Below are 16356 nucleotides of genomic sequence, written 5' to 3'. Positions count from 1 at the left end.
CCTAATTACTATTTCCTTTTGTTAAATTTCTTTTAAGTTCATCCTCTAGCCTAGCAATCTCTGCTTGGGCCAGAGTCCTATTTTTCTTACCCTCGATTTGGATATTTCTAACTTCTTCTATTGTAGAAATTAGCTGGTCGTTGGTATGTTTGATTGTATCTAGGTCTATAATACCACGTTCTGTAGCCTTTGCAGTTTCTATTGTGTTTTGTTTTAGGGTATCTGCATTTTTTCTTAAAAGTTCATTGGTTAGGTCGGTTACTCTTTGTTGGGTGGCAATGGCTTGGTTGGTGTGGTTCATGCCTAAGGCTAAAACCATTTGGTTTTTCCAAAGTGGAATGGTATTTACAATTGTGGTTTGAATTTTTTCTGCCATTATAGAATTTGATGATTGGACCATCCTGATTTGTGGTGCCATTTGGATTGAAACCATACGGGTTAGGTCCAAATCGTGAAGTTTTTTCTCAAAACGATTTGCCTGCGCCTTTAGGTCATTTACCTTTTGGGCATCTAGTGGCAAGTTTGATTCTTTGGCTTGAGATTCAAGTGCTGGGATTTCACTTGCATATGTTTCTTTTAATTTACGATTCCCAGCCTCAATATACATGGTAATTTCTTTGTAATATTCTTCGTTTAAGTCATACATTTGATCGAGCATAGAAATATCCTTCATCAGTGTTATTTGATGATTTTCCAAAGTTTTTGCTACTTCATCTATATTTTTTTCTGCTGATTGGTAGCGGACTTTTAAATATTCTACCTTATTTGCTTGTTTTTTCAAAAATCCAAGGGGACCAGAAGCTTCTTCACGCTCCATATCGCGTATGTCCATAACAACAGAATCAAGCAAGCCTCCAATCTCTCCTAAGTCCTTATTACGAACTGTATCTAAGGTTTTTTCTGAGAAATTTGAAATCTTTTTTTGAGCACCTGATCCATATTGGAGAATGATATTTGTATCATCTAGGTTAATTTTTTTAGAAAAATCATCTATCATTTTTTCTTCTTCGGGAGAAAACTTAACATTATTTTCTACCAAATCAGGATTTTCATTGCCTATATTATCTAATTTGCTATCATTTTCATCAGCGCCATCTAAAGTTAATTTTATATCACTCATTGATTACTCCAATCGTCTTCTGCATAACCTTCTTGGTTTAATAATAAATTTATTGTGTCAATATCAGTTTTTATATCCATGGCCCTATCTGATAAAAGTTCTACTTTGATTTTATCAAAGGCTGCGCCGATGGTAATTATAGATTCATTGATTTGATCCATAGAATTTAAAATTTTGCTATCATTTGTACGCATCATCTCAAAATCATAATAAGTTTCTACTAGTTTTGCAGTTGTTGGCAAATAGTAGTCGGCAAACTTGTTTAGGGCATAGGACTTATCTGGATATTTTTCTACAATATTTAAAATATCAGTCGAATTTTTTAATATCTTATCTACATTTTCCCTAAAATCTTGCTTGCTAATTTTGGATTGACTTAACTTTATTTCTTCAATATAGTTTTTACCCTGATTTAAGATTTCCTTTGCCCTTTCAGCTGACAAGTCTTCTACTAAAACTTCATCTTCTTCATATGATTTTACTCTAGGCTCTGGGATTTCTTTTTTCTTCTCTTTATATAATCTAAAGGTAGGAATGTCTAGGATAAAAAGAGAATCATTTTCTACTATACGAGCTTGGTAAAAATATCCTCGCTTCATCATTTTTGTAAGGTCAGATACAGTTTTTTCTTCACTTTGGGCAACAGAACTTGCCAAATCTCTTATAGAAATAACTGTATTGTTGCCAAGTTCTCTTAAAAATCTTACATAATTATTTGTTAGTCTAAAATACTCTTTGGAAGCTCTCCATGTAGTATAAGGCACTGCAATACTTAATATTGCAAACAATATTGTCATTATAAAAGGGAAAAAGCCTCTAAAATTTACAAATTCTGAAAAGAAACTAATAGTTATTATGGGCAAAATTATTCCACTTATAATTGCCCCTGCTTGCCAACCCTTGGCCTTTGAAAGCTCTGGTGGTTTTTGGGCACAGACTTCCTTATTTCTTGTTTGGGGTAAGTTTTCATCTTTTTCATTAGCTTCTGTAAATTTTTTTAGGGTAGAATTTACCGATTTTTTAATTGTTTGACCGATTTCGTAAAAGTCTATATCATTAAAATCAAAATTATTTTTATTATCACTCATAGGCACTCCTTGTCTACATATTATCATACCCTAAATATTAACAAATTTAAATCGACTTTCAATTTATATCAAATTAGTCATCTAAATCAATTATCTTATCGAAACTATCCTTAATATTTGTTAAACTATTGCGATTACCAAAGGCTACTAGATTATCTTTTTGCATGGATTTTTCAAATAAATCACTATATGCCTTTATATCATCAAGTTTTGCGTTTTTTATCTGTCCTAAAATCTCTTCTGGATTTATAGGATTATCCTTTTTGTACCTACCATAATCTTCATCTGCTAGGGATTGAGGAGATTTTGGCCTTAAAATGCTGCCCATAGATGAGATTTGTTGGTTTTCAAAGTCTCTATCTGTAAGGTAAATATTTTTTGTAAGCTGCCCAATGGAATTAAAACTTTCAATAGTTTTTAAAATATTTGGGTCGCGGTAGGAGTAGGTAGAAAGAAGTCCTGACCTATTTGCAGTAATACCTGCTCCATAAGCCCCGCCCTTGGCACGGATTAATTCGTAAAGGTAAGGGTTTGATAAAATTGAAGTTGCTAGCATCAACTTGCCATCAAATTCACTTCCAAATTCTTTTATATTTGCAGTTTTTGAAATATAGTTTACATTTGCATTTGAAAGGATGGCTTCTTTGTAGTACTCAGGCTTAAAATTAATGTCAACCGTATCTTGTTTTTGCATTAATGAATCAAATTGTGAGTTAATAATTTGTTTCATCTTAGCAAAGTCGTCTTCAGAAGAGGTAATATTAATTTCTAGACTCTCTGTAAAGATTTTTTTGTAAATGCTAGTAATTTTTGCTAAAAATTCATCAAAATTATTTTTAACCTCATTTATTACTGATTTTAAAAATAAATAGGAACCTATACCGCTTAGCTGATCTTTAATCATCATGTTTTTATCAATATGGGCATTTGCTCTATTCATGGCTAATATATGGCCTTGGTCATACATTACTGATTCAAAATATGATTTTTTCATACGAAGGACTTCCAAAATCCTCTTTTGATTGTCAAATACAGAATTAAACATAAAATCTGCCATCAAATCAAGTCCCTTTTCGGCCGTTTCAATTGTTGATGTAAAGGAAACTTTTTCTAACCTTGCTATTTTTTCATCATTTACATTTATAAATGTATTTGAAAAATTTGGGCTAGACAAGTATTGGAAAAGCACATCATCAATTTCTGTATAATCCATATTTTCAGTATTTACTGAGCCCATAAAATCATTTATAAGTGAAAGGTAGGAAAGCTCATCTAAATTTAAATGGTTGATGTCAAAATAAAGGGAAGTGTAAATCAAACCTGCTGTGTCAATGTCGTGATAAATATAGGTAAATTTATCTTTTACAATTTCCCTGGCAGTTTTTTCTACCCTTGTTGGGACATCTTCGATATTTAATACTGGAATTGTTGCTTTTTCTTCCTCAGTGTCTACCTCATTTTGGTGGATTTCTAATTTTTCCAAATCACTTTTTATTTTTGCTAATTCATCATCAGTCATATTTTCATTTAAATTAGCAATATACTCGTCTAAATCCTTTTGTTTATTAGTCATATAATCACTACTTGGTTTTGCAATGTAGACTAATTTTGTTGGATTGTCTATAAAGTTTTCTTTGATGAAATTTTCGTAATAGTCTGTGTCAATTAATTGTCTTAACTCATCTAAATAATCAATTATTTGGAAGGTCTCAAAAATTGGCTTGTCAAATCTCCACATCAAGAAATAGGTCAAACCACGCATTACAGAAATTAATTGTTCCCTTTGCCCATATTCAAAAATAGAAAATGCAGCTTTTAAACTTTCCTTATTGATGCCATCCGCAGCTTCTTTTAGGCCATTTTCAATAATTTCTACATATCTATTTAATTTTGCGCTATCAGCTTTTTGAGCTTGCAAGATAACAGCACTTCTAACCCCATATCCGACTCTTGCAGAAAAGTCATCTGGGTCTATTTCCATATTTATTTGGGTTTTGATTTTGGATGAATCCATGTGAAATAGGGCGCTGATTAGGATTAAAAGGGTCAGATAGTATTTTGTATCTTGATCTTCCTTAGTCAAAAATCCATATAGCAAGTAGTCAGCATTTTCTTGGTCACTATTGCCAGGATAGGTTGATTTTATAGTATCAGAATAGTAATTATCAGGCACTTTTATATCAAAATCAAGGTCCTTATAATCATAATTTGCTAAATATTCCTTATCCAAGTGATCCAAATAAAAATCTATATCCAAGTCACCATAAAAATAAATATAGGCATTTGAAGGATGGTAGTGAGTGTCATAGAAATTTACAAATTCATCATAGGAAATCTTGTAAATATCAGCAGGATCTCCGCCTGATTCGTATTGGTAGGGGCTATTTTTATAAAGATGAGCGACAAAGTCATTGTAAACAAGTTCATCAGGGTCGGTAAGAGCACCCTTCATCTCGTTATAAACTACACCAGAAATACCTGAAATTTTGTCATCTTCTATTTCATAATGCCAGCCTTCTTGGTCCAAAACTTCTTTTTTGTGGCGGACGCTAGGATTGAAAACAGCGTCGAGATATACATCAGTTAGATTATAAAAATCTTTGTCATTTTCACTAGAAACTGGATAAACAGTCTTGTCTGGGTAGGTCATAGCATTTAAAAAAGTTTGGAGCGATGAGCTTGCCATATCCATAAATGGCTCGCGGGTTTTGTATTTTTTTGACCCATTTAATACTGAGTGTTCCATAATATGGGCCATGCCCTTGGAATTTGTTGGTGGAGTTTTAAATCCTATACCAAAAGTCTTGTTTTTATCATCGTTTTTTACATAAACAACTTGGGCTTTGGTTTTATCGTGTTCGTAAAGATAAACCTCCACGCCCATTTTTTCGTAAGCTTGTTTTTCTTTTAAAGTGTAAGTCATAATTCCTCCGTTTTTTTAACTATACTCCAAGAAATATTTATCGATATTGGGTAAAAATTTAATAGGACTTTACTTAGGAGGATATATGAAAAAAATTAAAACTCAGGAGCTTACAGTCATGGCAATCTCCCTTGCCCTGATGGTGGTTTTGGGTTCAATTTTATATTTTGTGGGCAGGTCTTTGCCTATACCTGGAGGTAGGCTTTTGGCCATGGCTCCTGCTTTTTCTTTTATATTTACTGCTCTCATACTTAGGATTAAGAAAATCGGTGTTATATCTTTAATCTCTTTTGTATTTGGAATATTCTTATTAAAATTTTCTATCTTTGGAGTGATAGCTATTTGGGCCAGTGCATTTTTGGCTGATATTTTGACGTTTTTACTAATCAGAAAATACAAATCTTATAGGGATATTTATCTAACAGTGCCTATAAATGGATTTTTTCAGGTATGGACTTCCTATTTTGTAGTGATGAGATTTGTTCCAGAATCCAAATTCACCCAGGCAGCTTTAATTCCAACCTTAATCCTGTCGCTGGCAGTATATTTAATAGGCCTTTACTCATCAAAATATTTTATAAAATTAATGGATGAAAGGTCTCTATTAGGCAAAAATTTTGATGATAAGCAAATGAAGATGAATTATGAAAGGGGTAATAAATGAAACTTGGTATACTTGGATCAGGCAAAATCGTAAAAGAAGTTTTGCCAGTTTTAAAGGAAATCGAAAATATAGAAGTTGTGGCAATTGCAGCCCGCAATGAAGAAAAATTACAAAATTTATGTGAAGAATTTGCCATTGAAAAATATTATCTGAGCATAGAAGCCTTATTAGCTGATGAACAGATTGATACTGTATATGTTGCCTTACCAAATAATTTGCATTTTTATGCTATGGATAAGGCAATTGATGCTGGAAAAGACATCATCTGTGAGAAACCATTTACAACTAATAGCTATGAAACTGAAAAAATAATCGAAAAAGCAAAAGAACATGAGGTGATGATTGTTGAGGCAATCAGCCATAGATTTATACCAAATGCCATTGAGGCAAAAAAAATTGTTGATGACCTTGGAGATATAAAAATAGTTTCCCTTAACTATTCCCAATATTCTTCAAGATATGACAAATTTAAAGAAGGAATTATTGAGCCGGTATTTTCACTAGAAAGTGCTGGAGGAGCTCTAATTGATCTAAATTTATATAATGTTGCCTTTGCAGTTGATACTTTTGGCCTACCAAAGGATGTAAAATATTTTGCAAATATTGAAAAAAACATAGATACATCTGGAATTGTAATCTTAGATTATGATGACTTTAAAATATCCTGCATCGGATCAAAAGATTCTGCTGCACCTATGATAAATACCATCCAAGGAACAAAGGGAACTATAGAAATCCCAGATGCTCTAAATAGCTTTGAGGAATTTAACCTAGAAGTGGTGGGAGATGATGGGCAATATTCTTTCCAATTTAACCAAGAGGGCAAATCAAGATTGTATTATGAATTCGTTTGCATAGAAGAAATTTTAAGAACTCGAGATACAAAAAAAGAAAAAGAACTCTTAGAAAAAACCCGCAATTATATGGAGGTTATAACAAAAGCAAGATTTGATGCAAATATTTATTATCCATCTGATAAAATTCTTTAATAGTGTGATATAATAAACTTGTAAAATCATTTTCATATGAATTTATGTAAATATCATTTTTATGAAAGGAGAGAAGATGGTAGGAATAATACTTGCAAGTCACGGCCATTTTGCTGAAGGTATCAAAGAATCTGCCCAAATGATTTTTGGCGACCAAGAAAAATTTGAAACAGCAATTCTTTTGCCAAGCATGGGACCAGATGACTTAAGAAGTGAGCTTGAAGCTTGTATCAAAAAAGTGGATAGCGATGAGATTTTATTTCTAGTTGATCTTTGGGGAGGCACTCCATTTAACCAAACTTCAAATTTGCTTGAAGGCCATGAGGATAAATGGGCAATAGTAGCAGGAATGAACCTTCCAATGGTTATAGAAGCCCTATCAGAAAGATTTACAAATGAATCTTCACATGCAATTGCAAAAGCAATCATAGGCTCTGCCAAAGAAGGGGTGAAAATCAAACCTGAAGACCTAAATGAAGTTAGCCAAAAACCAGCAAATAATGAAGCTGATGATGCCCAAGCCCTAGTTGATGCAAAAAAAGCATCTGATGGATCAATCCCAGAAGGAACAGTGATTGGAGATGGCAAAATCGATATTGTCCTTGCACGTATCGACACCAGACTTTTGCACGGTCAAGTGGCAACTAGCTGGACAAGGGCAACAAATCCTGACCGCATCATTGTAGTTTCAGATGCAGTTAGTAAGGATGCCTTAAGAAAATCTATGGTAATGGAGGCAGAACCGCCAGGAGTAAAGGCTCACGTAGTACCGGTTTGGAAAATGAAAGAAATTTTAGAGGATCCAAGATTTGGAGCAACACGAGCTATGCTCTTATTTGAAAAACCAGAAGACGTATTAGAATTAATGGAATTAGGTGGCAAGATTGATCATCTAAACATCGGATCTATGGCTTATTCGGATGGAAAGGTAAACCTTACAACATCAGTATCAATGGGACAATCAGATGTGGAAACTCTAGAAAAACTAAAAGAGCAGGGTGTTACTTTTGATGTTAGAAAAGTCCCATCAGATAAAAAAGAAAATCTAGACAATATGCTTAAAAAAGCACGTACAGAATTAAATATGAATTAGGAGAGGAAAATGACTGCTATTAATATTATATTAATTTTTGTAGTTGCCTTCCTAGCTGGTTGTGAAGGAGTCCTAGACCAATTCCAATTTCACCAACCAATTGTTGCTTGTACCCTTATCGGACTTGTAACAGGACACCTAAAAGAAGGTATTATGCTAGGTGGTGCGCTACAAATGTTGGCCCTAGGTTGGTCAAATGTTGGGGCGGCTATAGCTCCAGATGCAGCCTTAGCATCTGTAGCATCTGCAATTATTATGGCCCTGGCCCTAAATGGAGGATCTACAAATGCTGCAGAAGCTAGAAGTACAGCTATCACTCTAGCTATCCCATTATCAGTGGCTGGTTTATTTTTAACCATGCTTGCAAGGACTATAGCAATTCCTATGGTTCACGCCATGGATAATGCAGCAGAGACTGCAAACTTTAAAAAAATAGAAAGAATCCACTGGTCAGGTGTTGCTATGCAAGGACTTAGAATTGCAATTCCAGCACTTATTTTATGTTTTATCCCTGCTAAGGCAGTAACGGATGCCCTAAATGCTATGCCAGAGTGGCTAAAAGGTGGTATGCAAGTAGGTGGTGGCATGGTTGCAGCAGTTGGTTATGCCATGGTTTTAAATATGATGAGTACCAAAGAAACCTGGCCATTTTTTGCCCTAGGTTTTGTTATCGCTGCTATCCCTGATATTACACTTATAGGTATTGGTGTTATCGGTATTGCATTTGCCCTTATTTATATGAAGCTAAAAGGTATTGCTCAAAGTGGTACAGGAGCTAGCGGAAATTCCGGCGACCCACTTGGCGATATTATAAATGATTATTAAGGAGGGATCTTATGACTGATAACAAAAAAGAAAAAGACAAAGAAGTTTATGAAGCAGATTCAAGTAAAAAAGTTATAAAAAATGAAGACCCTGCTGTAAAAAAAGAAGTAATAGTAGAAGAACCTGCTAAAACTGAAGTTGTTGAAACAAAAGAAGAAGTTTTAGACGAGAAATTAGAAACTAAAAGTGCAGATAGAATAGAATTACCAGAAAATGTAAGAAGAAAAATCTGTAACCGCCACCAATTTTTACAAGGAACATGGAACTTTGAAAGAATGCAAAATGGTGGTTGGGCTTATTCAATGATACCAGCTATCAAAACTTTATATCACGACGAAGCTGGTCAAGCAGCAGCATTAAAACGCCACTTAGAATTCTACAACACCCACCCATACGTTTCTGCACCAGTTTTAGGTGTAACACTTGCTATGGAAGAAGAAAGAGCAAATGGTACTGCAATTGATGATGCAGCAATTAACGGGGTAAAAGTCGGTATGATGGGACCACTTGCAGGTGTTGGAGACCCAGTATTCTGGTTTACAATTAGACCGATACTTGGAGCCCTTGGCGCATCCATAGCTTTAAGTGGAAACCCACTAGGACCAATTTTATTTTTCGTAGTATGGAACCTAATCAGATATATTTTCCTATGGAGAACTCAAGAAGCGGGATATAAGGCTGGTAATGAAATTACAAAAGACTTATCAGGCGGACTATTAGGTAGGGTAACCCTGACAGCTTCAATCCTTGGTATGTTTGTAATTGGGGCTCTAGTTCAAAGATGGGTAAGTGTAGACTTCCCAGTGGAAATCACAAGAGTAGCTCAAGATAGCAAAACATTTATCGATTGGGCAAATCTACCAGGTGGATCAGAAGGCATAAAACAAGCCCTAGAAATGTATGAAACATACGGAGCAAATGCCTTTAGTCCAGAAAAAGTCACAACCTTACAAGATAACTTAGATATGCTTATCCCAGGCTTAGTTCCATTATTACTAACACTTGGTGTTTCAAAACTTCTTAAAAAAGATGTTTCTCCAATTACAATTATCATTGCCCTATTTATCATCGGTATCGTTGCTAGATACTTTAATATAATGTAGGTTATGATTAAATCACAGAACAAAAATATCGACTTATCGATAAAAGCAAGGCATCTCCAGGGTTTTACTAGCTCTGGGGATCTTGTTATTGGTAATAAGGCAATTGAATATTACAATGAAAAAAACCCTAGGGATTTTATCCAAATTCCATGGAGCGAGATCGAACTTATAACCGCTGAAGTTATATTTAAAAAGAAAATTCCAAGATTTGCTATCCACACCAAGCAAAATGGGGATTTTATCTTTTCGACAGTGGATAATAAAAAAACTTTACGAGCAATTAACAATTATATACCAAGTGAAAAGCTTAGAAAATCATTATCCTTTGTGGATTATATAAAAAGAGCTTTCAAAAATTAGAGTGCCCATGGGTGCTCTTTTTTTATTAATTTATGAAAACATTTGCAAAAAATGTGGTAAAATATAGAAATTTGCTATATAATTAACTTATAAGGATTTAGAAAGCATATTTATTTTTAAAATATAAATGTTTTCACAAAGGAGAAAAATATGAAAAATTATACTACATCCCAAATTAGAAACTTAGCTTTAGTCGGTCACTCAGCAAGTGGTAAGACAAGTCTTGCTGAAGCACTTATATATAAAACAGGTGCAATTGACAAAAAAGGAAGAGTTGAAGAAGGATCTACAGTTTCAGACTATGAAGCTCAAGAGAAAAAAAGGGGGATTTCAATCCAAACTTCAATCATTCCTATAGAATACGAAGACTACAAGATAAACTTTATAGATTCTCCTGGATTTTTTGACTTTGAGGGTGAGGTTTTGCAAGCCTTAAGAGCTAGTGAGGCAGCACTTTTTGTAATTGACGGAGAAAATGGAATTGAGGTTGGAACAGAAAAATATTGGAATTATACCCAAGAGATAAATCTCCCATCAATTATTTTTGTAAACAAACTTGATAAGGAAAATGCTCATTTTAATAAGGTTATATCAGACCTTCATATAGAATTTGGCAAAAAAGTTACACCTCTTACCCTCATGCTAGGACAGGGAGATGAATTTGAAGGTGTTATCGATGTTTTAGATAAAAAAGCCTACACATATGAAAACGGTGAGAAAAAAGAAGTGGAAATCCCAGAAATCCGCCTAGCAGAAGTAGATGCAGTTTATGAAGAAATTATCGAAGCAGTTGCCGAAACTGATGATTCGCTAATGGAAAAATTCTTTGAAGGCGAAGAATTTTCTGAAAGCGAATTTAGAAAAGGTCTTACAGAAGCCATCCTAAACGGAACTGTTGTCCCACTTATTGCCGGATCTAGCGAAAGAGAAATAGGACTTACTCAGTTATTAGAAGTAATTACAAAATACATGCCATCAATTGATGATGAAGTGGCTCATATTGGTTTTAGAGTAAAAGATGGCTATGAAGCATTTGATGCAAATGAGGATGCACCATTCTCAGCAGTAGTTTTCAAAACTCTTGCAGATCCATTTGTTGGTAAAATTTCTATTTTTAAAGTTTTGTCAGGTTCAGTTGCTAAAGATGATAAGTTTTTAGATGTTACAAAAAATAAAGAATTAAAGGCGTCAAATTTATTTTTCCTAAGGGGCAAGGAACAAATAAAGGCTGACAAAGTAATTGCAGGGGACATCGGTGCATTTACAAAACTTGATGAATTATCAACAGGCGATACTCTTGCAACAGCTGCTAATAAAATAGAATACAAGCCAATCAAATATCCAAAACCAGTTTTATTTTATGCTATAAATGCAATTAGTAAAAACGATGAGGATAAGATTTCAGAAGCCTTACAAAAATTAATTGAAGAAGATCCTACTTTCAAAGATGACAGAAATACAGAAACCCACCAACAAATCCTATCAGGTCTTGGAAATGTTCAGTTAAAAGTAATTATGGATAAACTTCGTGATAATTATGGAGTAAATACAGAAATAGTAGATTACAAAATCCCATACAGAGAAACCATAAAAGGTAATTCTGATGTTCAAGGTAAACACAAAAAACAATCAGGTGGTGCTGGCCAATACGGAGATGTATTTATCAGGTTTGAGCCAACAGAAGAAGATTTTGTATTTGATGAAGAAGTGTTTGGAGGAGCAGTTCCTAAAAACTACTTCCCAGCAGTAGAAAAAGGCCTTGAAGAATCCCTATTAGAAGGACCTCTAGCAGGATTTAAGGTAACTGGTATCAAGGCAACCCTTTACGATGGTTCTTATCATCCTGTTGATAGTAATGAACAAGCTTTTAAATCCGCTGCGAGAATTGCCTTTAAAAAGGGTATAGAAGAAGCAGACCCAATTCTTTTAGAACCAGTTATGAAACTTGAAATTAGAGTTCCAGAAACTTACATGGGCGACATAATGGGAGATATGAACAAAAGACGTGGCAGAATTTTGGGCATGGACCCACAAGCAGATGGCAGCCAAATCATACTTGCCGAAGCTCCACTTGCAGAAGTTTTAACCTATGCCATTGACTTAAGAAGTCAAACATCAGCAAGGGGATCATTCTCCATGGAATTTGAAAGATATGAAGAAGTACCAAAAGAAATTACACAAAAAGTTATAGAAGCGCACAAAGAATAAGTTTAGGAGGCAAATATGGCAAAGTGGGAAATTTTAGACATTGACCCTTGGATAAAAGATTATGAAAATGATATAAATCTTAGAATGAGCGAATATGAAAAAGCAAAAGATAGACTCATAGGAGATGGCCAAACACTTTCTGACTTTGCCAATGCCCACCATTATTACGGTTTTCAAAAAACAAAAACTGGTTGGGTTTACAGAGAGTGGGCACCAAATGCAGATAGCCTTTATTTAATCGGTGATTTTAATAATTGGGACAGGCATTCCCATCCAATGAAAAAAATAAATGATGAGGATTGGGAAATATCTGTAAAAGGCATCAAAACCATTCCTCATGGATCCCGCATAAAGATTTTAGTAGAGGCAAATGGCAAAATTTCTGATAGGATTCCACTTTTTGCAAAAAGAGTAGAAAGAGATGAAAAAGGGGATTTTGCAGCTATAATGTATAATCCGCGATCCAAATTTAAGTGGACCGATGATGATTTTAAAATTCAAAATGATGATTTATTAATATACGAAGCTCATATTGGTATGGCTGGTGAAGAGGGCAAAGTTTCAACTTACAAAGAATTTGAAAAAAACATCCTACCTAGAATCAAAAAAGCAGGTTATAATACTGTTCAATTGATGGCCATAGCTGAGCACCCATATTACGGATCCTTTGGCTACCAAGTTAGCAATTTTTATACGCCAAGTTCTTGGTATGGGGGGATTAATGATTTAAAATCGCTTGTAAATACCGCCCACGAAATGGGATTAAATGTAATTATGGACTTAGTTCATTCTCATGCCGTAAAAAATACCGTCGAGGGTATCAACGAATTTGATGGCACCGATTACCAATTTTTCCATACAGGAGAAAAGGGAGAGCACCCAGATTGGGATAGCAAATTATTCGACTATGCAAAACCAGGTGTAGCACATTTCCTACTTTCTAATGTAAAATACTGGCTAGAAGAATTCCACTTTGATGGTTTTAGATTTGATGGAGTTACATCGATGATTTATAAAAACCACGGCCGTGGGATAAGTTTTGACCATTATGATAAATATTTTTCTATGAATACAGATATAGAAGCGATAAACTATCTGCAAATGGCCAATGAATTAGCCCGTGAGGTAAAAAAAGATGTAATTACCATTGCAGAAGATATGTCGGCGATGCCAGGTTTGTGCCTGCCAATTTCTAAAGGTGGAATAGGTTTTGATTATAGACTGGCTATGGGTATGCCAGATTTTTGGGAACGCACCCTCGACAAACGCGATGAGGATTGGGATTTATCCAATCTGTGGTACGAACTATCCACCCACCGTCCAGAGGAAAAACGCATAGCTTATGTAGAAAGCCACGACCAAGCTTTAGTTGGCTCAAAAACCACAATCTTTACCTTAGCAGACCAAGAAATGTACTGGCATATGAATAAGGATGATGACAACTATATAATAGAAAGAGCCCTTGCCCTTCACAAAATGATTAGGTGGATTACAATCTCCATGGGATCAGACGGATATTTAAATTTTATGGGTAACGAATTTGGCCACCCTGAATGGATAGATTTCCCAAGAGAAGGCAATGGATATTCCTTTGACTACGCCAAACGCCAATGGTCGCTTTTAGAAAATGACAATCTAAAATACCAATATTTAGCCAAATTTGATCAAAAAATGCTAGACTTTACTCAAAATCATGAGCAATTGGGCAATAGGATTTTTAGGCTATGGATAGATAATGACAGAAAAGTAATTGCATATAGAAATAAGGATGTGGTTTATATTTTCAACTTCCACCCAACAAATTCATACGATTCATTTGCAGTTCCAATCCATGATACAGGAAAATTTAAGGTATCTATGGACACCGACCAAGTAAAATTTGGAGGTAAAGGACGCATTTCTCATGAATATGTCTACAAAACAGAAAGATTAGCTGGCACAGACTATGACGGGATAAAAATTTACATCCCAGCAAGAACAGCCCTTGCCCTACAAAGGATCGATTAATGAAAATAATTTGCCTAGGAGATTCATATACAGAAGGCTATTTGGTAGACAAATCTTATGCAGATTTGCTAAAAGATTATGGACATCAAGTAATAAATTTAGGAAAAAACGGGGACCGCACTAGCGGCATGCTAGAAAGATTTAAAGGAGATGTCTGCGATATACAAATAATATTTGCAGGTACAAATGATTTTTTTGATGCTACTAGCCCAGACCAAGTTTTTGAAAATATAAAAGAATTGCTTAACAAATCAAAAGGCCAGCAAAACATAATAATCATTCCACCCCTAATGGAAATAGATGATTCCTATCCCAGATACGCTGAGATAAATGAGAAAATAAATAAACTGGCAGCCTTAGAAAAGAATCTTAAGGAAACGATAATAGACGCCAGAAAAATAAAACCTTCTTATATAGATGGACTTCATATGCGAGAAGATTTTCATATAAAATTAGCTGGTGAGATTCTAAATGTAATTCAAAAAACACAGGAATAAAAAATCCTGTGTTTTTATATGGCAAAATTGGAGAATACATTATAAAATATATAATGTAGCAAAAAAAGGAGGAGAAATGCCAGATATAAACTTAAATCAATTAGCCAAAACAAATATTATTAAAGATATAATATTAATATTAATCATTATAGTTATCAGCAAAATCTTGCTTAATAGCCTATCACATCTTATGGCCAAGGCCTTTAAAAACAAGATGGATGTAGACGGCTATAGAAAAGTAAGAATAGAAACACTTAGCAAAAATCTATATACTGTAATTCGATTTATAGTAGGATTTATCATTGTGATGATTATTCTAGATATGCTAGGAATAAATACTAGATCAATAATAGCAACTGCAGGAATAGGTGGGGTTGCCATAGCCTTTGGTGCACAAACTCTAGTAAAAGACATAGTAACTGGAGTAATTATCATCCTAGATGATACATTTAGGGTGGGAGATTGGATAAAAACAGCAGGAGTAGAAGGAACTGTCGAAACACTTGGTATGCGTCATACAAAAATCAGAGACTACGACGGATCTCTTCACACCATACCAAATTCACAAATCACAAATGTGCAAAACCTAAACAGTGGGCCAATAAGATTTGATTGTAATATCTTCTTATCATATGATGTAAGTTACGAGCAAGCCCAAGACTTAGTCGAGTCAGTATCAAAAAAACTAAAAGCTGATCAAGAATTAGGCAAATACCTTATCCAAGACGTAAGTATATTTGGAATAATGGAAATCCGCGAAAACTCATACCTACTAAGAACAACAGCAGTAGCAGTCCCTGGCCACCAATGGGTACTAGGTAGAAAAGAAAGAAAACTAATTATAGATGAGATATCTAAAAGAAAACTAAACCCAAGTATACAAGTAGTAGCCCTAGCAAATGGAAAGGAAATAAATGAAGAAGTATAAGCAAGGAGACATTATAACTCTTAAAAAAGGCCATCCGTGTGGAGAAAACAAATGGGAGATAGAACGCATGGGAGCAGATATGAAAATAAAATGCCTAGGATGTGAAAAATCAATTTGGCTAAAACGCATAGACTTTGACAAAAAGATAAGGAAAATCCAAGACAAAGATGGCAAAATGGTATCAATTGTAAACTATCAACCAGAAATAGAAGAAAATTAAAAAAACTATTGACATAATATTCAATATCTGTATAATAGAAAAAGTCGACACCAAAAGTCAGGATTTAAATAATAAAAAAATTCTTGACAAGATATAAAAAAGGTGATAGACTATAAAAAGTCGATACATTAATATGTAAAGCTACAGTAAACTTTTTGTAAAAATCATTTAAAAAAAGTTGACGAGTTTAAAAATTAATGGTAGACTATAAAAGTCGTTAAAAACAACGACACAATGAACCGGATGTTTAAACAAACATCTAAAATGAAATTTAATATCAATGATTATGTAAAATAAAAACATAATCAACCTATCAATAAATAACAAACAA

14 protein-coding genes are annotated in these 16356 nt (G+C 34.2%); 11 read left to right on the top strand and 3 right to left on the bottom strand.

Features of this window, described 5'->3' with window-relative positions; all coding sequences use genetic code 11:
* Position 1: 1 nt before the first annotated feature.
* The 3 genes from OC526_RS06880 to OC526_RS06870 form a co-directional block, all read right to left on the bottom strand.
* Positions 2-1120, bottom strand: coding sequence for a toxic anion resistance protein (locus OC526_RS06880; protein ID WP_262123018.1), 1119 nt, complete (start codon positions 1118-1120; stop codon positions 2-4).
* Positions 1117-2208 carry a 5-bromo-4-chloroindolyl phosphate hydrolysis family protein gene (locus tag OC526_RS06875; RefSeq protein WP_262123017.1) on the bottom strand — a complete coding sequence of 364 codons (1092 nt, stop codon included), beginning with the start codon at positions 2206-2208 and terminating at the stop codon, positions 1117-1119. The genes OC526_RS06880 and OC526_RS06875 overlap by 4 nt, the downstream gene beginning before the upstream one ends.
* 73 nt (positions 2209-2281) lie before the next feature.
* A complete protein-coding gene (locus OC526_RS06870) occupies positions 2282-5131 on the bottom strand; it encodes an insulinase family protein (protein ID WP_262123016.1) in 2850 nt (949 codons plus the stop codon).
* 85 nt (positions 5132-5216) lie between these two features.
* On the opposite strand from OC526_RS06870, the gene OC526_RS06865 reads away from it, so the two are divergent.
* The 11 genes from OC526_RS06865 (at position 5217) to OC526_RS06815 (ending at position 16025) form a co-directional block, all read left to right on the top strand.
* Positions 5217-5795, top strand: a complete 579-nt coding sequence (locus tag OC526_RS06865; protein WP_262123015.1) for a hypothetical protein — start codon at positions 5217-5219, stop codon at positions 5793-5795.
* Entirely contained in the window at positions 5792-6784 is a 993-nt protein-coding gene (locus tag OC526_RS06860) for a Gfo/Idh/MocA family protein (RefSeq protein WP_262123013.1), read from the top strand. Before OC526_RS06865 ends, OC526_RS06860 begins: the two co-directional genes overlap by 4 nt.
* 76 nt (positions 6785-6860) lie before the next feature.
* Positions 6861-7877: a PTS sugar transporter subunit IIB gene (locus OC526_RS06855; protein ID WP_262123012.1), complete on the top strand. Its 1017-nt coding sequence runs from the start codon at positions 6861-6863 to the stop codon at positions 7875-7877.
* Between the two features lie 9 nt (positions 7878-7886).
* A complete protein-coding gene (locus OC526_RS06850; protein WP_262123011.1) occupies positions 7887-8702 on the top strand; it encodes a PTS mannose/fructose/sorbose transporter subunit IIC in 816 nt (271 codons plus the stop codon).
* A gap of 11 nt (positions 8703-8713) precedes the next feature.
* Positions 8714-9805: a PTS system mannose/fructose/sorbose family transporter subunit IID gene (locus OC526_RS06845; RefSeq protein ID WP_262123010.1), complete on the top strand. Its 1092-nt coding sequence runs from the start codon at positions 8714-8716 to the stop codon at positions 9803-9805.
* Between the two features lie 3 nt (positions 9806-9808).
* The gene (locus OC526_RS06840; RefSeq protein ID WP_262123009.1) at positions 9809-10165 is read left to right on the top strand and encodes a DUF956 family protein; all 357 of its coding nucleotides are present in this window, start codon (positions 9809-9811) and stop codon (positions 10163-10165) included.
* Between the two features lie 150 nt (positions 10166-10315).
* Positions 10316-12373: an elongation factor G gene (gene fusA / locus OC526_RS06835; protein ID WP_262123008.1), complete on the top strand. Its 2058-nt coding sequence runs from the start codon at positions 10316-10318 to the stop codon at positions 12371-12373.
* Between the two features lie 15 nt (positions 12374-12388).
* Positions 12389-14380, top strand: coding sequence for an alpha-amylase family glycosyl hydrolase (locus tag OC526_RS06830; protein WP_262123007.1), 1992 nt, complete (start codon positions 12389-12391; stop codon positions 14378-14380).
* Positions 14380-14877 (top strand): SGNH/GDSL hydrolase family protein, encoded by a 498-nt coding sequence (locus OC526_RS06825; RefSeq protein WP_262123005.1) that lies wholly within the window; start codon positions 14380-14382, stop codon positions 14875-14877. The genes OC526_RS06830 and OC526_RS06825 overlap by 1 nt, the downstream gene beginning before the upstream one ends.
* 76 nt (positions 14878-14953) lie before the next feature.
* Positions 14954-15805, top strand: coding sequence for a mechanosensitive ion channel family protein (locus OC526_RS06820; RefSeq protein ID WP_262123003.1), 852 nt, complete (start codon positions 14954-14956; stop codon positions 15803-15805).
* The gene (locus tag OC526_RS06815; RefSeq protein WP_262123002.1) at positions 15792-16025 is read left to right on the top strand and encodes a DUF951 domain-containing protein; all 234 of its coding nucleotides are present in this window, start codon (positions 15792-15794) and stop codon (positions 16023-16025) included. The genes OC526_RS06820 and OC526_RS06815 overlap by 14 nt, the downstream gene beginning before the upstream one ends.
* Positions 16026-16356: the final 331 nt, after the last annotated feature.

The organism is Anaerococcus sp. Marseille-Q5996, from assembly GCF_946893725.1.
Classification (GTDB): domain Bacteria; phylum Bacillota; class Clostridia; order Tissierellales; family Peptoniphilaceae; genus Anaerococcus; species Anaerococcus martiniensis.
This window is presented reverse-complemented; position numbering and strand designations above follow the sequence as displayed.